Source organism: Streptomyces sp. P9-A2 (genome assembly GCF_036634175.1).
Lineage (GTDB): Bacteria > Actinomycetota > Actinomycetes > Streptomycetales > Streptomycetaceae > Streptomyces > Streptomyces pratens.
Genome location: NZ_JAZIFX010000001.1, coordinates 7,320,099 through 7,338,234 on the forward strand (window position 1 = coordinate 7,320,099; position 18,136 = coordinate 7,338,234).

The following is an 18,136-nucleotide window of genomic DNA, read 5'->3' on the forward strand; positions in this document are numbered from 1 at the left end:
CTGTGACCTACGTGATCGCCCAGCCCTGTGTGGACGTGAAGGACAAGGCGTGCGTCGACGAGTGCCCGGTCGACTGCATCTACGAGGGCCGGCGGTCCTTGTACATCCACCCGGACGAATGTGTCGACTGCGGGGCCTGTGAACCGGTCTGCCCGGTCGAGGCGATCTTCTACGAGGAAGACACCCCGCCGCAGTGGCAGGACTACTACAAGGCGAACGTCGAGTTCTTCGACGAACTGGGCTCGCCCGGCGGGGCCTCCAAGCTCGGGCTCATCGAGCACGATCACCCGCTGATCGCCGCCCTGCCGCCTCAGGAGGGGGCGAAGTGACCACCGTGAAGCGAGATGGCGGTGACGGCGGAAGTGATCCGGCGACCCCTCGCCGCCGTACCGTGCTCGATGTGCTGCGTGCCGCGGGCGGGCCGCTCGGGGTCAGCGAAGTGGCCGAACGGGTGGGGGTCCACGCCAACACGGCACGCTTTCACCTCGACTCGCTGGTGACGCGCGGGGCGGTGGAGCGGACGCTGGAGGCGTCGTCCGGGCCGGGGCGACCTCGTGCCGTCTACGCGCCCCGCCCAGGGATGGACCGAGGAGGGCGGCGCGAATACCGGCTGCTGGCCCGGATGTTGCTCAGCCGGCTCGCGTCGACCGGATCCGGTGCCGAGACCGCCGCCGTCGAGGCGGGCCGGGCCTGGGGGCAGCATCTGATCGAATCCGCCCCGCCCTTCCACACCGTGACCGACCGTGAAGCGGTCGACCGGCTGGTCGGACTCCTCGCCGATCTCGGCTTCGATCCGGTGACCACCGAAGAACCCGGTGACGTGCCCGACCTCATCCGTCTGCGGCACTGCCCCTTCCTGGAACTCGCCGAGGAGTACCGGCAGATCGTCTGCCCGCTCCATCTGGGCATGATGAAAGGCGCGTTGGCCGAACTGCGCGCGCCCGTCGACGCCGGACGGCTCGAACCGTTCGCCGAACCCGACGTCTGCCACGCCCATCTCGTCCCTACGCGTGCCGCGTAGGAGAAGGGCAGTCCAGCAGTGGACTCCGTATCGGCCGCCCTGGCAGGCGCGGCCGTCGTCCGGCTCGGCACGGTGCTGGTGATGTCCCTCCCAGGGACGCCGCTGAAGTCCCGGGCGCCGGGTGCGGCCCTCCCCCTCGGCATCGGCCGCGTCGCCTTCCGGGCGCCCTACCTCGTCGAGACCATCATCGCGGCAACTTCCCTTTTTACCGTGGCAGTTGACGGGACAAGCGCCCCGGTGGTCATGCTCGCCGCCGTGGTGGCCGTGGTGGCCGTGGTGGCCGTGGTGGCCGTGGTGGTCGTGGTGGTCGTGGTGGCCGTGGTGGCCGTGGTGCCGGCAGGCCGACCCGGTGTGATCCGGCCCCGGCTCAACCGACGCTCCGACCGTGCACCCGCCGGTCAGCAACCGCCCCGCTCCCACGCCCACTGGTACTACGTGGCGTTCGAGGCCATCATGACGGTCTCGCTCCTGATCCCCGGCATCCTGCTCCTGGGCATCCTGATCCCCGGCATCCTGCTTCTCGCAGCCTGAGTTCCACTCCGTGGGCTCCAGCCCATGAGTTTCATCCCCTGCGTTCCAGCCACCGAGCTCCATCCCTGAGCCGCCGACGCCACGCCGGCCGCCGGGCTTCCCGTGACCTCAGGAGGTCGCAGTGACAACTACGGGCAGTACCGGAACCACCGTCACCACCGCATGGCGTCCACCCGGGAGCCGAAACCGCGGAGGGAAAGTGGTGGCGTGGCTGACCACGACCGACCACAAGAAGATCGGCTCGCTGTACCTCGTCACGTCCTTCGTGTTCTTCATCGTCGGCGGCGTGATGGCGCTCCTGATGCGCGCCGAACTGGCCCGTCCCGGCCTGCAGATCGTGTCGAGCGAGCAGTTCAACCAGGCGTTCACCATGCACGGCACGATCATGCTCCTGATGTTCGCGACACCGCTGTTCGCCGGCTTCGCCAACTGGATCATGCCGCTGCAGATAGGTGCCCCCGATGTCGCCTTCCCCCGGCTGAACATGCTGGCCTACTGGCTCTACCTGTTCGGCTCGCTGATCGCGGTGGCCGGTTTCCTCACCCCGGACGGAGCCGCCGACTTCGGCTGGTTCGCCTACGCACCACTGTCGGACGCGGTGCACTCCCCGGGCATCGGCGGCGACATGTGGATCATGGGTCTGGCGCTCTCCGGCTTCGGCACCATCCTCGGCTCGGTCAACTTCATCACCACGATCATCTGCATGCGCGCCCCGGGCATGACGATGTTCCGCATGCCGATCTTCACCTGGAACGTGCTGCTCACCGGGGTTCTGGTGCTGCTCGCGTTTCCGGTGCTCGCGGCGGCCCTGCTGGCCCTGGAGGCGGACCGCAAGTTCGGCGCGCACGTCTTCGACGCGGCCAACGGCGGGGCACTGCTGTGGCAGCACCTGTTCTGGTTCTTCGGTCACCCGGAGGTGTACATCATCGCGCTGCCGTTCTTCGGCATCGTCAGTGAGGTCATCCCGGTCTTCAGTCGCAAGCCGATGTTCGGCTACATGGGCCTGATCGGCGCCACCATCACGATCGCCGGTCTCTCGGTGACGGTGTGGGCGCACCACATGTTCGCCACCGGTGGCGTCCTGCTGCCGTTCTTCTCCTTCATGTCCCTCCTGATCGCGATCCCGACCGGGGTGAAGTTCTTCAACTGGATCGGCACGATGTGGAAGGGCAGCCTGTCGTTCGAGACGCCCATGCTCTGGGCCATGGGCTTCCTCGTCACGTTCCTCTTCGGTGGTCTGACCGGTGTCATCCTGGCCTCGCCACCGATGAACTTCCACGTCACTGACTCGTACTTCGTGGTGGCGCACTTCCACTACGTGGTGTTCGGCACCGTCGTCTTCGCCATGTTCTCCGGATTCCACTTCTGGTGGCCGAAGTTCACCGGCAGGATGCTCGACGAACGGCTCGGCAAGATCACCTTCTGGACGTTGTTCACCGGCTTCCACGGCACCTTCCTCATCCAGCACTGGCTGGGCGCCGAGGGCATGCCCCGCCGTTACGCGGACTACCTGGCGGCCGACGGCTTCACCGCGCTGAACACCGTCTCCACGATTGCCTCGTTCCTGCTCGGCATGTCCGTGCTGCCGTTCCTCTACAACGTCTGGAAGACCGCCAAGTACGGAGAGAAGGTCGGCGTCGACGACCCGTGGGGGTACGGCCGTTCGCTGGAGTGGGCGACGTCCTGTCCGCCGCCGCGGCACAACTTCATCGCCCTGCCGCGGATCCGCTCCGAGTCCCCGGCCTTCGACCTGCACCACCCGGACATCCTCGCGATCGAGCGGGGACAGGGAGACGCGCGGGCGCAGGGGCCGGAGGTGGAGCGCGGGAGGGAAAGCTGAGGCGGCCCGACGGCCGGCTCCGCCTTCCAGGTGCGTCGTCAACGGGCGTCCGGGCTCAGCGGTCCGGTGCTCGCCACGGACTGACGATCAGCCGCAACGGCGTCGTGAGGTGCTCCGGTGCGGGGTGCGGGGTGCGGGGTGCGGGGTGCGGGAGGCCGGGGCACCGGGGCACCGGGGCGGGTTCGGGCGCCGCCGATCCGGGCTGTGGGGTGAGGACGGCGGCCACGGGTCGATCCGTCACGAGAGGGCCCGCGAGGAGGTCCGTGGAGGGGACAGGCGAGGGGTCCTCAGGGTGTTCCACCGCGGACCTCCTCGCGGCAGCACGCCCCGCCGGACCCGGCGCGGCGTGCTCCTGCCGGTCCGGGCGTGGTGTCGCCCGGGCCAGGAGGAGCACACCCCACGCCGCGAGCGCCGCGCCGGCCAGTGCCGGCAGCACCCCCGCCGGGCCGCCCCGGAACCGTTCGCCGAGCAGGCAGAGTCCGATCACCGCGGCGGCCACCGGGTTCGCCAGGGTCACCACCGCGAGAGGGGCGCCCAGTCCGCTGCGGTAGGCGGTCTGGGACAGCAGCAGCCCTCCGGCCGCGAACACGGCGACGAGCAGAACCACCCCGATCACCCGGACGTCGAGCAGCGGACCCGAGCGGTCCGTCACGGCCACCGTCACGGCCTGGGTGAGCGCCGAAGCCACCCCGGAGGCGATGCCCGACGCGGTCGCGTGCCGCAGTCCGGGCCGGACGCCCGGCCGCGCCAGTACGCCGATCAGGGCGGCCGTGGCGGCCGCGACCAGCAGTGCCTCGGCCATGGACAGTGTGTCGTCCGGTGCAGGCCCCGACGCGGTGACCAGGATCGCCGCGAGACCGGCGAGGGTGAACGCCGTGCCCCGCCACTCCATCCGGCCCACCCGCCGTCCCGCGACCCACGCCCCCATCGGCACGGCCGCCACCAGCGTGAGCGCGCCGAGCGGCTGGACCACGGTCAGCGGGCCGTACGCGAGCGCCACGACGTGCAGCAGCGCGCCCGAGGCGTTCAGCACGACCGTCCACCACCAGGCGCCGCTGCCCAGCAGCCGCAGCGCACCGGTGCCGGGGGACCGTGACGCCAGTCGTTCCTGGGCGACCGCGGCAGCCGCGTAGGCGACGGCGGAGACGAGGGACAGGGCGACGGCGACGAGGACCGCGCTCATCGGCGCACCCCCACGAGTTTCTCGCCCCCGGCCCTCGCCTCGTTGGTCTGCTCGGCCTCGTCGCTCTTCGCCGGCACGGTGGGCGCGCTCGGAGGCCGGCGGGCCGGGTGCGGGAGGCGCAGGACCGCGAGGGCGGTGCCGAGCAGGAGCTCACGCAGGAGGGGTGGGCGCGCCGGGGCACCGGACGCCGACGGTGCGTCGGGCCTCGCCGGCGGCGGCTCGCTCGGTGGCTCGCTGCGGGCATTCATCCCCCGGCCCTTTCGCCGACGCTGGTTCTGAGGTGGTGCTGGTGGCAGTGGTGTCGGCAGGAGCGCGCGGTGGTGCCGGCCCTCACCGGTGCGGGGCTCATTCGAAACGCATTCGTACCGATATGAGCCCGCACTGAGTGCGAGCCCGCGCTGAGTACGAGTGCGTACCGATACGAGCCCGTACCGATACGAGTGAGTATCGGTACGCGAGTGTACCGATACGGAGCCGTTCCGGTACACTCACGTATCGATGAGTAGGGGACGCAGGCGCACGGGCGAGCCGGCACCCCGGAGGACCTGTCCCAGGAGCGAGGAGTCGAGCCGATGACGTCGCAGGCCGCGGACCAGCCGGAACCGGTCGGCAGTTCGCGCCGCTCCAAGATCACGCCCGAGCGTGAGCAGGAGTTCTTCGACGCGGTCCTGGAACAGATCCGTGAGTGCGGCTACGACGCCGTCACCATGGACGGGGTCGCGGCCCGGACACGGTGCAGCAAGTCCACGCTGTACCGGCAGTGGCAGACCAAGCCCCGGTTCGTCGCCGCGGCCCTGCGCTCCAGCGGGCAGACGCGCTTCACCGGCATCGACACCGGCACTCTCGCGGGGGACCTGCGCGAGGCCGCCCGGAGCGCGAGCGCGTGGTCGGCGGAGGGCACCTCGCTGCTACAGGCACTAGGGCACGCGGTCACGCAGGACCCGGAACTGGCCCAGGCGCTGCGCGAAGCACTGGTCGAACCGGAGATCGCCGCTCTGAAATCGATCCTGTGGCGTGGGGCCGAACGCGGTGAGGTTTCCGCGGAGAACCCGGCGCTGGAGTACATCCCGGCCCAGTTCTTCGGGGTGCTGCGGGTGCGGCCCCTCCTGGAGGGACAGAACGCCGATCCGGACTATCTGCTCCGGTTCGTCGAGGCCGCCGTACTGCCGGTACTCGGCCTCGAATAAGACCAGGTACCGCCGTTCCCGGACGACCGGGCGGCGACCTGACCGCGCCGCACCGTGGGGACGGGGGCGGCGCACCAGCGGCCGGTTGGGGTTCCCCTTGAGCGGAGGAGAGCCCCACCCGGCCGTCTTCCCGGCGGGGCGGGGGAGGACGTCGCGGTGGGCTCAGACGTCCTGGCCGTTGCCGCGGCCGCTGCCCTCCGCCTTCTCTATGCCCTTGGTGATGTCGTCGAGGACGGACTGCTTCTGGTCGGTGTCCAGACCGAAGCGGATGACGACCATCTGCTCGGGCTGCGCGGGGGAGGGGAAGGCCAGCGACTGGACGTACCCGTCGGAGCCCTTGCTGGTGACCGCCTTCCAGCGCACCAGGTAGCCCTTCTGCCCGGCGACGGTCACCGCCTTGGACTCGAGGACCTCGTGCGAGCTGATCCTCCCGTAGGAATCGCCGCCGTACGACTCCTCGGCGTTGGCGGAGATGTCCGCCTTGGCGACCGCCTCCGCGGTGGAGCCGCGGGTGCCGAGGGCCGGTGCCGGTGCCGAGTACGCGCCGCCCTTGGTGCAGGTGCTGGAGGCGTTGCCGGGGCAGTCGTACGTGTCCTCCGACATGATCTGGGCGCCCACCTGGCCCTCCTGGCCGTACCAGCCGTCCGGGATGGGCAGGCTGATTCCACTCAGCCCGTCGGTCACCGACCCGCTCTCGACCCGCGGCGGCTCAGAGGTGTCCGAGTCGGGGTCCTCCTCGCCCGGACCGCCCTCGGGACCTCCTCCCGGGCCCCCGTCCCGTCCGCCCGGCGCCTGCGAGGCGGTGGAACTGTCGCTCCCGCCGTCGTCGGTCAGCGCGTACACGCCGGCCCCGATGCTCGCCAGCACCGCGACGGCCGCCGCCACGGCTATTCCGATGCGCAGCCCGCGCCCCCGGCCGGAGCCCGGACCGGACTGCACGACCCCGGGATACCCGGGATACCCGGGATGCGCCGGGTAGGCGGGGTACACCGGTGGGGCCGGATACGCCGGTCCGGCGGCCGTGACCGGTGCGGGAAGCTCCCAGGCGGGTGCCGATCCCGTCGGCCGGACCTGGTCCGTCCAGGCAGTACCGTCCCACCAGCGCTCGGTGGCCGGTCCGTCATTCGTCTGCCCGGGGTCGGGATACCACCCGGGAGGAGTCGCCTGCGTCATGCCCCCACCGTATGAGGCGTCGGTGAAAGAGGGATGAGAGAGGTCCGTAAGTTCGGAGTCCGAGGTTTCGCGGGCCACGGGTGCGTGCCCCGTGAGCGTGCCCGGCTCTCGGCCCTCGGCCCCCGGCCTTCGCCCCCCCGGCTCCCGGCCCCCGGCCCCCGGGAACCGGGATGTCCGGGCGGCCCTCCGACTCGTCTCCGCCCCAGCCCCTGTCCCTGCCGAAAAGATCCGACACTCCATCACTTTTCCTCCCCTTGACAGGTGTTGACCGTCGGGTCCCTGATGAGAGGCAGGGTGCGTCGACCCCCGTACCCGGTGTCACCCGTCACGGCAAGAGCCCGGCCGGTACCGCTCCGTCGGAGCCCTCGGAGGACTACGCTCGACGCCGGTACGTCGTTCGGACGACTTGGGGAGGCAGCGCAATGACGGAGGTGCGGCCCACGGCCTCGGCCTCTCTCTGGGAGCGGGAAGAGGAGGTCGCCGCCATCACCGCGGTGGTCGACACCCTGTGCGCGGACCGTTCCTCGCCCGGCAGCCTGCTGGTGCTGCGGGGTGAGTCGGGGCTGGGCAAGACCGCGCTGCTCGCCGAGACCCGGCGCATCGCCGAACAGCGCGGCTGCACCGTGTGGTCGGCCCGCGGCGGCGAGACCCTGCGCACCGTCCCGTTCAACGTCGTACGCCAGCTCCTCCAGCCCGCGCTGGTGTCGATGCTGCCGGAGGAGGCCCGCGAGTACCTCGGCGACTGGTACGACATCGCCGGCCCCGCCCTCGGCATAGCCGAGCCCGGCGACCGGCACGCCGACCCGCAGAGCGTCTGCGAGGGCCTGGTCGCCGCCGTGCGCCGGCTGGCCCGCCGGGACTGGCCGCTGGTACTGACGATCGACGACGCCCACTGGGCCGACCAGGAGACCCTGAACTGGCTCTCCACTTTCACGGAAAGCCTGGCCGATCTGCCCGTGCTCGTCGTGGTCGCCCGCCGGCCCGGCGACATCTCCGGGGTGAGCACCCGCCACCTGGACGCCGTCGCCGCCGCGACCGAGCATCCGGTCACCGTCCTCAGCGCGCTGACCCCGCCCGCCGCGGCCGGCCTCACCCGCGCCACCCTCGGCGAGAACGCGGACGCCGCGTTCTGCCGCGAGGTGTGGGCCGTCACGGGCGGCAACCCCTACGAGACCGTGGAACTCCTCGCCAAGGTCCAGGACAGCGAACTCGAACCCGTCGAGGCGAACGCCGGTGAACTGCGCGCGCTGAACCGCTCCGCCCGCGGCGGCGGGGTCGTCGCCCGGCTGGAAGAACTCGGCGTAGACGCCACCCGGTTCGCCTGGGCCGCCGCCATCCTCGGCAGCGGCATCACCGTCGACCTGGTGGCCGAGCTCACGACCCTCGACCACGACGACGCCGTCCGCTGCGCCGAGCGGTTGCGCAGCGACCGTATCCTCACCGACCCCGACCCCGGCACCGGCCGCACCGGGCCCGCCGACCTCGAGTTCGTCCACCCGCTGATCGCCACCGCCGTCTACAACTCCATCCCCGACGCGCTGCGCCGCGCCATGCACGGCATCGCCGCCCGGATCGTCACCGACTCCGGACGCGGCGCCGCGTCCGCCTCCCGCCACCTCCTCGAAGTGCACCCGGACGACGACGAGGAACTCGTCCGGCAACTGCGGGACGCCGCCGGTGAACACCTCGCCGTCGGCGCCCCGGACGCCGCCCGCCGCTGCCTGGAGCGTGCCCTGGAGGAACCACCCCGCCCCGAGATCCACGCGCGCGTGCTCTACGAACTGGGCTGCGCCACCTTCCTCACCGCGCCCGCCCGGACCATCGGACATCTGCGGACCGCACTGGGCATGTCCGGCCTCGACGGGGACGCACGGGTGGACGCCGTGGTCCGGCTCTCCCAGGCGCTGCTGCACAACAACCAGATGGAGGAGGCCGTCCGCACCGTCGACGAGGAGGCCGCACGGCTGGAGCCCGGCCCCGCCCGGATGCGGTTGCAGGCCGTGCAGTTCATGTGGGAAGGCATCCACGCCGGCGAGACCACCACTCCGGGCCGTTCCGAACGCCTCGCCACCCTCGCCGCCACCTGCACCGGCCGGGACAACTCGGAACGCGCGCTGCTCATTCTGCGCGGCTTCGACGCCATGATGCGCGGCGAGAACGCCGAAGCGGTCGCCGAGAGCAGTGACCGCGTCCTCGTCAACGGTCGCCTGGCGCCCGGCCTGGGCTGGACCGACGCCGAGTGGGGCGTCGAACTGCTGCTGATGCTGGCCAGCACATACGCCTACACCGACCGTCTCGACCGCGCCGAAAGCCTCTACAACGAGGCCCTGCGCTCCTACGAGACAGCCGGCTGGAGCGGCGGCCACCTGGTCCTCGCCCACGCCTACATCGGTCTCGCGCACCGCAGGCGGGGCCGCCTCGTGGCGGCGGAGAAGTCGCTGCGCGAATCCCTGCGTCTGGCCGAACGCGTGGGCCGCGGCCTGCCCCTGTACTGGACGGCGACCTGCAACCTGGTCGACACCCTGCTCGTCCGCGGCCATGTGGACGAGGCCTGGGAAGTCGCCGAACGGTACGGGTTCGCGCCGCCCTACCCGTCCACCATCGTGCTGCCCGACCCCCGCTCGGTGCGCGGCAGACTGCTGCTCGCGGTCGGCCGTACGAAGGACGGCATCAACGAACTGGAGGCCGCCGAGAAGGCGGCGGCCTCCCGCGGCCACCACAACCCCGTCCATCTGTTCTGGGCCGCCGACCTCGCCCGGGTCCTCGCCGCCGAGGACCCGGCCCGTGCCGCCCGGCTCGCCGTCGAGTACCGCAGCAGGGCCGAGCGCTTCGGCACGGACACCGCCATAGGCGAGGCCCTGCGCTGCGCCGCCGCCCTGGAGACCGGCCGGCGGGCAGTGCGACTCGCCGGCCAGGCCGTCACCTACCTGGAGTCCTCACCCTGCCAGTACGAACACGCGGCGGCCCGTGTCGAGTACGGCATCCTCGCCCGCTCGCGGGCCGACCTGGAGCGGGGCCTGGCGCTCGCACGCTCCTGCGGCGCGGACGGCCTGGCCGCCCGCGCCGAGGCCGAACTGGCCACGGCGACCGGCCGGGCCCAGGGCCTGTCCGGCGGATCGAGCCGGAGGTGACCGGCGGTACCCGTCCAGCCGGGGCGAGCGGAGGCCGGCGCGTGCGGCTGCAAGGCGGAGGCGGGGAGCCGGCGACCGACGGCAACACCGCTGGGGCGCTCTGCTCGAAGGGCTTGGGGGAGGGCGAGCCGGACGCCGCGTCTGCGGGACGGTCCGCCGGGCAGGCCCCGGCCGCCGGCTCGGCCACGGCCCCGGGAGGAGAGCCGGGCAGTCGGCCCCGGTGACCCGCGGGCTCACCGCCGACCGCGTCCCGCTCGGCCACCGGGCGCGGCGGCGCCCGCGTGTTCCCGGTGGGGCCGGCGGTGAGGGCCTGCCCGGGACGCCCGGCCGGACGCGGGTCCGCGCCCCGACCGGTGTCGGTCCACAGTGCTCCGACGACAGCGGACGCCGTCACCCAAGGAACCGCCGTCACCTCCGTCATCGGCAGGAGAGGCCCGGTCCGCTCACCGGCCGCTCTGCGGGGCAGGGCCCGCACGGCCCGCCCGCTGACAGGCCGTGGCGTCCCGTCGTCCCGGGCCCTTTCCCGCCCGTCGCCCCCTGGAGCGGCAACGCGTCACGACGGCCCCTCGGGCTCCTCCGCCAGCACCCGCTGGGCCGTGGCGAACGCCGAGTTGGCCGCCGGGACTCCGCAGTACACCGCCGTCTGCAGCAGCACGGCCCCGATCTCCTCCGGGGTGAGCCCGTTGCGCCGTGCCGCGCGGACGTGCATGGCCAGTTCGTCGTAGTGGCCGTGCGCGACCAGGGCGGTGAGTGTGATCATGCTGCGTTCGCGACGACTGAGCGTCGGATCGGTCCACACCTCGCCCCAGGCATAGCGCGAGATGAAGTCCTGGAACCGCGCCGTGAACGGCGTCTGCCGGGCCTGGGCCCGGTCCACGTGCGTGTCCCCGAGAACCTCGCGCCGTACCCGCATCCCGCTCGCCGCGTCCCCGCCGAAGTGGGCGCGCAGCGCCGTCAGTACCGCCTCCGGGCGCTCCGCCGGCGCCAGATGCGAGGCACCCGGGATCTCGACGAGACCCGCTCCCGGCACCGCGTCGGCGATCTCGCGCAGATGCGCCGGAGGCGTCGCCGGATCCTCCCGGCCGGCCACCAGCAGCGTCGGCGCCCCGATCCGTGCGAGGCGGTCCCGCAGATCGAACGCGGCCAGCGCGTCGCAGCAGGCGGCATATGCCCCGGGATCGGCGTCCCGGTGGTCGCGGACCAGCTCCGGCACCGTGAAACCGAACGTGAACCAGCGGGAGTCCGCGCTCCGCGCAAGCTCCGCGAGGCCTTCGCTCCGCACCAGCGCCGCCCGCTCCTCCCACGCCCTCGCACCGTCGAAGTGCGCCGAGGAGCAGATCACGGCCAGCGACGACACCCGCCGCGGATACCGCACGGCCAGCTCAAGACCCACCGCGCCGCCCAGCGACACCCCCGCGTAGGCGAACCGCTCGATGCCGAGGGCGTCGGCGAGCGTGATCACCAGATCCGCCAGATCACCGACGGTCGCGCCGGGGCCGATCAGCCCGGCCGCCGAACCGCCGTGTCCCGGCAGGTCCCAGCGGACCACCCGGTGCGCGGCCGACAACTCGGGCGCCACCTTGTCCCACAGGGCGTACGACGTGCCCAGCGAAGGGCCGAGCAACAGCGGGGGAGCGGAACCGGAGCCCTCGACAAGGTGGTTGAGGAGTATGTCGGTCACGAGCGCTCCAGTGCACGGTCGGTGAGGGGTCCGGCGGAGCCGGTGTAACGGGCGGGATCGGTCGCGGCGGTGAGGTCGAACCCCTTCCACTCCGGGCGTTCGGCCAACTCCGGTTCCGCAAGCAATAGTTCATCGAGCGTGTCGCCCAGCAGCGCTCCGAGGTCGCGGCCCTCCGCGTACGCGCGCCGCGCCAGAGCGGTGAGCAGTTCCTTCGCCCGGCCGCGGCCGAGGAGGGGCGCCAGTTCGGCGGACAGCCGCTCGGAGACGATCAGCCCATGGGTCAGACCGAGGTGTTCGCGCATCACGTCCGCGTGCACCCGCAGTCCACCGGTGAGTTCGGCGGCGTCCCGGGCCGCGCCGCCGGTCAGGCGCAGCAGCTCCCGCAGCGGCTCCCACTCGGCGTGCCAGGCCCCGGCCGGCCGCTCGTCCTCGGCGACCAGCGAACCGTACAGCGTGGCCGCGAGCTGTGGCGCCCGCCGGGCCGCCGCCGCGATCAGCGTCGAACGCACCGGGTTGGCCTTGTGCGGCATGGCCGAGGACCCGCCGCCGCTGCCCTCGGAGAGTTCCGCGATCTCGGTGCGGGAGTACGTGAGCACGTCCGCCGCGAGTTTGCCCAGGGCCCCGGCGGTGAAGGCGAGGGCGCCGGCGAGGTCGGCGACCGGTGTGCGCAGCGTGTGCCAGGGGAGAGCGGGCGGGCACAGTCCGAGCTCCCGGGCGTAGAGCGCGGGAAGCACGGTCGGGTCCGTCGCCCCGTACGCGGTGAACGCGGCCAGCGTGCCGGCGGCGCCGCCGAGTTGGGCGGGGAGCGAGACGCGTACGGCCGTCGCCCGGTCGCGGGCGTCGAGCACGAGGGAGCGCCACCCGGCGGCCTTCAGCCCGAACGTCGTCGGCACCGCGTGCTGGGTCAGTGTGCGCCCCGGCAGTACCGTGTCGCGGTGCTCGGCGGCGAGGCCGGACAGCGCCCGCTGAGCGCGCTCGAGGTCGTCGAGGAGCGGGCCGAGGGCGCGGTGGGCCACCAGCATCAGAGCGGTGTCCATGATGTCCTGGCTGGTCGCCCCCCGGTGCACATAGGGAGCGTGGGGCTCACCCACCGCCCGGGTCAGATCCGCGACCAGCGGGATCACCGGGTTCCCGCCGTCCCGCGCCCGCTCGGCGAGGGACGCGAGGTCGAAGCGCCCGGGGTCGGCGGCCGCCTCCGTGACCGCCGCCGCCGCCTCGGCGGGGGCGAACCCGGCCGCCGCCTGCGCCCGGGTCAGCGCGGCCTCGGCGTCGAGCAGCGCCCGCAGGACGGCGCCGTCCCCGGCCTGGGCGGCGGCCGGGGAACCGGTCCACCCGGGGGCGAGCAGACCGGTGCCGGAATCGGCCGATGTCACCGGAACTCCAGGAAGACCGTTTCGCCCTCGCCCTGAAGGCGGATGTCGAAACGGTACGTCCCCCGCCCCTCGTCCGCCGCGATCAGCGTGGCACGGCGGTCCGCGTCGAGCCGGGACAACAGCGGGTCCGCCGCGAGCGCGGCCTCGTCGTCCGGCAGGTGGATCCGGGTGAACAGGTGCGTCAGCAGACCCCGCGCGAACACGCACAGACTGAGGTACGGCGCGTTCTGCCCCCGGGCCCCCGGCCGCAGTGTGCGCACGTACCAGTGGCCGTCGGCGTCGGTCTGGATCCGGCCGAAGCCGGTGAACTCCACCCCGTTGCGGCCCAGGAAGCCGCCGCTCGCCGGGTCCCGCCGCATCGAACCGTCGGCGGTCGCCAGGTTGCCCTGAGGGTCCGGCCCCCACACCTCAAGCAGTGCGTCCGGCAGCGGGTTGCCCTCGCCGTCGTACACGTGGCCGTGCACGGTGACGGTGTCCGGGTGGCCGGCCGGGGCGATGTCCTCACCGCCGTGGAACGGCAGCGCGTAGCCGTAGAAGGGGCCGACGGTGTGCGAGGGGGTGGGCGGCACGCTCTCCGGAGTGCCCGTGTCGATCTTCGTCATGACGGTCAGCGCCCTTCTTCCATCCAGGTGGCCCGCGGGCCGTCGAGCACGATGTCCCAGTGGTAGCCGAGGGAGAACTCCGGCACCGACAGACTGTGGTCGTAGGTCGCCACCAGCCGCTGACGGGCCGCGTCGTCGGTCACCGACTGCAGGATCGGGTCGTACGGGAACAGCGGGTCGTTCGGGAAGTACATCTGCGTCACCAGCCGCTGGGTGAAGGCGCTGCCGAAGACGGAGAAGTGGATGTGCGCCGGGCGCCACGCGTTGACGTGGTTGCGCCATGGATACGGTCCCGGCTGGATGGTCGTGAAGCGGTAGAAGCCTTCGCCGTCGGTGAGGGTGCGGCCGGCGCCGGTGAAGTTCGGGTCCAGCGGTGCGTCGTGCTGCTCACGCTGATGGGCGTACCGCCCGGCCGAGTTGGCCTGCCAGACCTCCACCAGCTGGCCGCGCACGGGACGGCCGTGGCGGTCCAGCAGCCGCCCGGAGACGGTTATTCGCTCGCCGACGGGCTCGCCGGGGTGCTGCCGGGTGAGATCGTTGTCGGTCTCGGTGACGTCCCGTTCGCCCCAGGCGGGGGAGGACAGCTCCACCAGCTCGGGGTCCTTGGTCACGTCGACCGCGATCGCCGGCTGCCGGGGGTGGCGCAGCACCGACGAACGGTACGGCCGGTAGTCGCGGCGTGGATGGTGCTCGACCGGGGCACCGCCCGCCACCCGCTTCTCGTACGCGGCGTGCTCGGCCGCGATCTCCCGGTCGATGTCGTGCTGGGTGAGAACGTTCGTCACGGAAGCCACCACCTTGTCCATCCGGGGTACCCCGTCCCTTCCGGCCCAGTCGGCCGGACGCGCGTCGTCGATCTGCGCCGCCGGTCCCGAATTAGTCAGGGCACTGAGTATTTTCATAGCAGTTCCCTCACGCTGTCATCGTCGGGCGGGAGCGTCAATACCCCGGTGCACCCTGCGTCAATGCCGCCGCGTACCGCAGACAGGGTCGGTCCTGTGCGGGTATCGTTCAGTGCGCCAACGAATTAAACCCACGCATTACACCCACGCGTCGCGGCAACGCGTCGCAGCGACGGGCTGCGGCAATGGACCGACGGCATCGGCAGTGAGGGGCGTACATGGCCGCGGTGGACCTCACCACCCATCCCGGGCACCTGGCCCGGCGGCTCCAGCAGGCGCACCACCTGCTGTGGAACACGATGGTCTCCGAGGAGATCACCTCCCCGCAGTTCGCGGTCCTCAACGCGCTCGTCGCCGAGCCGGGGCTGGACCAGCGCACCGTGGGGGAGCGGGTCGGGCTCGACCGGTCCACCATCGCCGAGGTGATCGGCCGGCTCATCCGGCGGGAACTGCTCGGCAAGACGCGTGACCCGCAGGACGGCCGCCGCTTCCTGCTCCGGCTCACGGACGACGGCCTGCGCACCCACCGCAGACTGGCGGTGCGCACCGCCCGGATGAACAAGGTCTTCCTGGGCCCGCTGGACGCCGACGAGCAGGCCGCCTTCTTCGCGCTGATCCGGCGGGTGGCGGACGCGGCCGAGGGGCTGCGCCACCCCGGCGAGCCGGTGGCCCGGGACCCCGGTGATCCGGCGTCCCACTGACCCGGCGGCCGCTGATCCGGTGCCCGCTGATCCTGTGGCACTGTCGGCGGCCCCGCGCCGGTCAGGCGGCCTTGGCGTAGACCACCCACACCTGCCCCCGCGCGAAGTTCACCGCGGTGCCGTCGTCCGTCGTGAACGCGGTGCCGTCCGAGGCGTCCGGGCGGCTCCAGCGGACGTCGTGGGCGCGCCCGTCGCGCAGCACGGTGGCCGTCCCGGAGCCCACCGTCTCGGTGTACGGCGTGTTGTTGCCGCGGGAGTCGTGGTAGTCGGACGGGCGGACGGTCACGTACTGCACGACGACGGTCGCGGGCGCCACCGGCTCGCCCCGCGCGGTGACCGTGGGGGTGCCGTCCATGGAGACCAGCCAGCGGTCGCGGGCGCCGGACCAGCTGAAGGTGAAGCGCGCCGCCGGATAGCGCACCGTGCGCGTGCTCGCGGGTTCACCGCCAGGAGGCGGCGGGCCGTCGCGGAAGCCGGTGGTCAGCGAGGCACGGCCGGGCGGGCCGTCCAGGAGACGCCGGGGCTGGAGGAAGAGGTTGTGCGGGGCGGACCGCGTGGTGCCCCGGACGTAGACGCCCGCACCCGAGCCGGACGTCTCGGGAGTCAGGGGCTTCAGCGGTGCCCGGTCGATCAGCGGCAGCAGTCTGCCCTGCGCCCCGGAGAACGCCAGGATCGGCCGGTCGAACTGGCGCAGCAGCTCCAGGTCGGCCTCCCGGACGCTGCGCACCGGCCCGACGGACTCGGGCAGCCGGGTGGCGTAGACCGCCATCAGCCGGCTCAGGCCGCCCTCGACCTGCTCGACGTACACCACGTCCGCAGACTCCAGGCCCGTCTGGGGGCGGGCCGCGGGGGCGTTGTCGATCTTCACCGCGAGGACCGGTGGGCGGTCGCCCCCGCGGGTCTCGTCCGTCCCGGCCGGGTGTGAGGTGCGCGGCGACCCGCGTCCGTCGTCCCCCGGACCGTTCGACGCCGTGCAGCCCGCCGCCAGGCCGGCCGCCAGCAGCGTCGCCAGCAGTGCTCTCGCCGTCGTGACGCGTCGCGCGCGTGCTCTTCGTCCCGTGCCCACCGTCGCCACTCTGCCTGCCCCACATCATCGGTTGTCTTGATTGTGCGCTTTTCTGATCGTCGGTGGCTATGGCTGATCGATGGTGTTCCCGCGCGGGAGCTTCCGCCGGTCGGCCCAGTGGGGAGCGGTTCGGCATCGGCCCCCCGGGTACCCGGAGCGCCCGCCGCACGAACGGCGCACAGCACGCACCGGCGGACCGTACGGACGGCGTACCGGCCACTACGACGCAGGGAGCAGGCGGCGATGAGGGCAGCGACCTGGCAGGGAAAGCGGGACGTTCGCGTGGAGGAGGTGCCCGACCCGCGGATCGAGGAACCGACGGACGCCGTCATCCGGGTCACGTCCACCGGCCTGTGCGGCTCCGACCTGCACCTCTACGAGGTGCTCACCCCGTTCATGACCCCGGGCGACATCCTCGGACACGAGGCCATGGGCATCGTCGAGGAGGTCGGTGCCGGCGTACCGGACCTCCAGGCCGGTGACCGTGTCGTCGTGCCGTTCCAGATCGCCTGCGGCAACTGCTGGATGTGCCTCACGGGCCTGCCCACCCAGTGCGAGACCACCCAGGTCAGCGCCGAGGGCATGGGCGCGGCCCTGTTCGGCTACACCCGCCTCTACGGTGCGGTGCCGGGCGGCCAGGCCGAGTACCTGCGGGTCCCGCAGGCCCAGTACGGCCCGATCAAGGTCCCCGAAGGGCCGTCCGACGACCGGTTCGTCTACCTCTCCGACGTCCTGCCCACCGCCTGGCAGGCGGTGGCCTACGCCGGCGTCCCCCAGGGCGGCAGCATCGCCGTGCTCGGCCTCGGCCCCATCGGCGACATGGCCTGCCGGATCGCCCGGCTCCAGGGCGCCGGCCGGGTCTTCGGCGTGGACCTGGTCCCGGAACGGCTGCGCCGGGCGCAGGAACGGGGCGTGGAAACCTTCGACCTGCGCTCCTTCGACGACGAGAAGGAACTGGTCACCGCGATCCGTGACCGGACCGACGGGCGCGGCCCCGACGCCGTGATCGACGCCGTGGGCACCGAGGCGCACGGCAGCGCGGTGGCCCGCCTGGTGCAGAACACCGCGGCGCTGCTGCCCCGGAAACTCAGCGGTCCCCTGGCCGAACGCTTCAGCGTCGACCGGCTCGCCGCCCTGCACACGGCGATCGACCTGGTGCGCCGCGGCGGCACCATCTCGATCTCCGGCGTCTACGGCGGCTCGGCGGACCCCATGCCCCTGCTCACCATGTTCGACAAGCAGATACAGGTGCGCATGGGGCAGGCGAACGTGCGCCGCTGGAGCGACGAGATCGTCCCCCACCTCACGGACGACGACCCCCTCGGCGTCGAGGACTTCGCCACCCACCGCCTGCCGCTGTCGGACGCGCCCATGGCCTACGACATGTTCCAGCACAAGCGGGACGGCGCGGTCAAGGTCCTCATGCGGCCGTGAGCCGGGGCCGGCGACATCGGGCAGCCCCGGTCCTCACCGGCGTGCCCCAGGACCTCCCCGAGCCCGTGGCGGACCGGCTCCTCCGATCGCTCGTACGTGCAGCCGGCCCGGACGGCCCGCGACCGCACCGCCGCCCACTCCGTACGCGCTCGCCCGCACCCGAGGGACTTCGATCTCGCGATCATGCCCGCGCGCTTCGCCGAAATCGGTGACGTGCACGCGGGCATGGACGATCACAGATTCCCTCTCGAGTACCTGCTCGAATTCGTCCGACGGGACGAGCACGACCGCGGACTCGGCGGTCTTCCGTA

16 protein-coding genes are annotated in these 18,136 nt (G+C 72.5%); 8 read left to right on the forward strand and 8 right to left on the reverse strand.

The annotated features are described in order from the left end of the window. Positions 1 to 2: 2 nt before the first annotated feature. From fdxA to ctaD, 4 genes are all read left to right on the forward strand, one after another. Positions 3 to 329 carry a ferredoxin gene (fdxA, locus tag V4Y04_RS33045; protein ID WP_332432006.1) on the forward strand — a complete coding sequence of 109 codons (327 nt, stop codon included), beginning with the start codon at positions 3 to 5 and terminating at the stop codon, positions 327 to 329. Then, on the forward strand, positions 326 to 1,021 hold the full coding sequence (locus V4Y04_RS33050; protein WP_332432007.1) for a helix-turn-helix transcriptional regulator: 696 nt from the start codon (positions 326 to 328) through the stop codon (positions 1,019 to 1,021). Before fdxA ends, V4Y04_RS33050 begins: the two co-directional genes overlap by 4 nt. 18 nt (positions 1,022 to 1,039) lie before the next feature. Continuing rightward, complete coding sequence (locus tag V4Y04_RS33055; RefSeq protein ID WP_332432008.1) at positions 1,040 to 1,552, forward strand: hypothetical protein; 513 nt, start codon at positions 1,040 to 1,042, stop codon at positions 1,550 to 1,552. A 121-nt stretch (positions 1,553 to 1,673) separates the two neighbouring features. Further along, the gene (ctaD, locus tag V4Y04_RS33060; RefSeq protein WP_332432009.1) at positions 1,674 to 3,392 is read left to right on the forward strand and encodes an aa3-type cytochrome oxidase subunit I; all 1,719 of its coding nucleotides are present in this window, start codon (positions 1,674 to 1,676) and stop codon (positions 3,390 to 3,392) included. Positions 3,393 to 3,447: 55 nt separating this feature from the next. On the opposite strand, the gene V4Y04_RS33065 is transcribed toward ctaD, so the two are convergent. Continuing rightward, a complete protein-coding gene (locus V4Y04_RS33065) occupies positions 3,448 to 4,575 on the reverse strand; it encodes a hypothetical protein (RefSeq protein WP_332432010.1) in 1,128 nt (375 codons plus the stop codon). Beyond that, complete coding sequence (locus V4Y04_RS33070; RefSeq protein WP_332432011.1) at positions 4,572 to 4,823, reverse strand: hypothetical protein; 252 nt, start codon at positions 4,821 to 4,823, stop codon at positions 4,572 to 4,574. Before V4Y04_RS33070 ends, V4Y04_RS33065 begins: the two co-directional genes overlap by 4 nt. 324 nt (positions 4,824 to 5,147) lie before the next feature. Here V4Y04_RS33070 and V4Y04_RS33075 point away from each other — a divergent pair, with 324 nt between their 5' ends. Further along, positions 5,148 to 5,762: a TetR/AcrR family transcriptional regulator gene (locus V4Y04_RS33075; protein ID WP_332432012.1), complete on the forward strand. Its 615-nt coding sequence runs from the start codon at positions 5,148 to 5,150 to the stop codon at positions 5,760 to 5,762. A gap of 162 nt (positions 5,763 to 5,924) precedes the next feature. On the opposite strand, the gene V4Y04_RS33080 is transcribed toward V4Y04_RS33075, so the two are convergent. Then, a complete protein-coding gene (locus tag V4Y04_RS33080) occupies positions 5,925 to 6,935 on the reverse strand; it encodes a DUF2510 domain-containing protein (protein ID WP_332432013.1) in 1,011 nt (336 codons plus the stop codon). Positions 6,936 to 7,357: 422 nt separating this feature from the next. Here V4Y04_RS33080 and V4Y04_RS33085 point away from each other — a divergent pair, with 422 nt between their 5' ends. Continuing rightward, on the forward strand, positions 7,358 to 10,066 hold the full coding sequence (locus tag V4Y04_RS33085; RefSeq protein WP_332432014.1) for an ATP-binding protein: 2,709 nt from the start codon (positions 7,358 to 7,360) through the stop codon (positions 10,064 to 10,066). A 553-nt stretch (positions 10,067 to 10,619) separates the two neighbouring features. Here V4Y04_RS33085 and pcaDC read toward each other — a convergent pair. Genes pcaDC through pcaH form a run of 4 tightly spaced genes read right to left on the reverse strand, consistent with a single transcriptional unit; the run spans position 10,620 to position 14,528 of the window. Then, entirely contained in the window at positions 10,620 to 11,747 is a 1,128-nt protein-coding gene (gene pcaDC, locus V4Y04_RS33090; RefSeq protein ID WP_332432015.1) for a bifunctional 3-oxoadipate enol-lactonase/4-carboxymuconolactone decarboxylase PcaDC, read from the reverse strand. After that, on the reverse strand, positions 11,744 to 13,120 hold the full coding sequence (gene pcaB / locus V4Y04_RS33095; RefSeq protein ID WP_332432016.1) for a 3-carboxy-cis,cis-muconate cycloisomerase: 1,377 nt from the start codon (positions 13,118 to 13,120) through the stop codon (positions 11,744 to 11,746). The genes pcaDC and pcaB overlap by 4 nt, the downstream gene beginning before the upstream one ends. Continuing rightward, a complete protein-coding gene (gene pcaG / locus V4Y04_RS33100) occupies positions 13,117 to 13,722 on the reverse strand; it encodes a protocatechuate 3,4-dioxygenase subunit alpha (RefSeq protein WP_332432017.1) in 606 nt (201 codons plus the stop codon). The genes pcaB and pcaG overlap by 4 nt, the downstream gene beginning before the upstream one ends. Before the next feature lie 5 nt (positions 13,723 to 13,727). Beyond that, positions 13,728 to 14,528, reverse strand: a complete 801-nt coding sequence (gene pcaH / locus V4Y04_RS33105; RefSeq protein WP_332433087.1) for a protocatechuate 3,4-dioxygenase subunit beta — start codon at positions 14,526 to 14,528, stop codon at positions 13,728 to 13,730. 314 nt (positions 14,529 to 14,842) lie between these two features. Between pcaH and V4Y04_RS33110 the strand changes: the two genes are divergently transcribed. Beyond that, positions 14,843 to 15,325 (forward strand): MarR family winged helix-turn-helix transcriptional regulator, encoded by a 483-nt coding sequence (locus V4Y04_RS33110; RefSeq protein ID WP_332432018.1) that lies wholly within the window; start codon positions 14,843 to 14,845, stop codon positions 15,323 to 15,325. 61 nt (positions 15,326 to 15,386) lie between these two features. Here V4Y04_RS33110 and V4Y04_RS33115 read toward each other — a convergent pair whose 3' ends face one another. Beyond that, complete coding sequence (locus V4Y04_RS33115) at positions 15,387 to 16,400, reverse strand: DUF3048 domain-containing protein (protein WP_332432019.1); 1,014 nt, start codon at positions 16,398 to 16,400, stop codon at positions 15,387 to 15,389. A gap of 234 nt (positions 16,401 to 16,634) precedes the next feature. Here V4Y04_RS33115 and V4Y04_RS33120 point away from each other — a divergent pair, with 234 nt between their 5' ends. Beyond that, positions 16,635 to 17,825, forward strand: a complete 1,191-nt coding sequence (locus V4Y04_RS33120; RefSeq protein WP_332432020.1) for a zinc-dependent alcohol dehydrogenase — start codon at positions 16,635 to 16,637, stop codon at positions 17,823 to 17,825. Positions 17,826 to 18,136: the final 311 nt, after the last annotated feature.

What these genes read in the sequence shown, in the direction of transcription:
- V4Y04_RS33085 (WP_332432014.1), top strand. Translation starts at nt 7,358, where the DNA reads ATGACGGAGGTGCGGCCCACGGCCTCGGCCTCTCTCTGGGAGCGGGAA.
- V4Y04_RS33080 (WP_332432013.1), bottom strand. Translation starts at nt 6,935, where the DNA reads ATGACGCAGGCGACTCCTCCCGGGTGGTATCCCGACCCCGGGCAGACG.
- V4Y04_RS33120 (WP_332432020.1), top strand. Translation starts at nt 16,635, where the DNA reads ATGAGGGCAGCGACCTGGCAGGGAAAGCGGGACGTTCGCGTGGAGGAG.
- pcaH (WP_332433087.1), bottom strand. Translation starts at nt 14,528, where the DNA reads ATGGACAAGGTGGTGGCTTCCGTGACGAACGTTCTCACCCAGCACGAC.
- V4Y04_RS33110 (WP_332432018.1), top strand. Translation starts at nt 14,843, where the DNA reads ATGGCCGCGGTGGACCTCACCACCCATCCCGGGCACCTGGCCCGGCGG.
- V4Y04_RS33065 (WP_332432010.1), bottom strand. Translation starts at nt 4,575, where the DNA reads ATGAGCGCGGTCCTCGTCGCCGTCGCCCTGTCCCTCGTCTCCGCCGTC.
- pcaG (WP_332432017.1), bottom strand. Translation starts at nt 13,722, where the DNA reads ATGACGAAGATCGACACGGGCACTCCGGAGAGCGTGCCGCCCACCCCC.
- V4Y04_RS33075 (WP_332432012.1), top strand. Translation starts at nt 5,148, where the DNA reads ATGACGTCGCAGGCCGCGGACCAGCCGGAACCGGTCGGCAGTTCGCGC.
- V4Y04_RS33070 (WP_332432011.1), bottom strand. Translation starts at nt 4,823, where the DNA reads ATGAATGCCCGCAGCGAGCCACCGAGCGAGCCGCCGCCGGCGAGGCCC.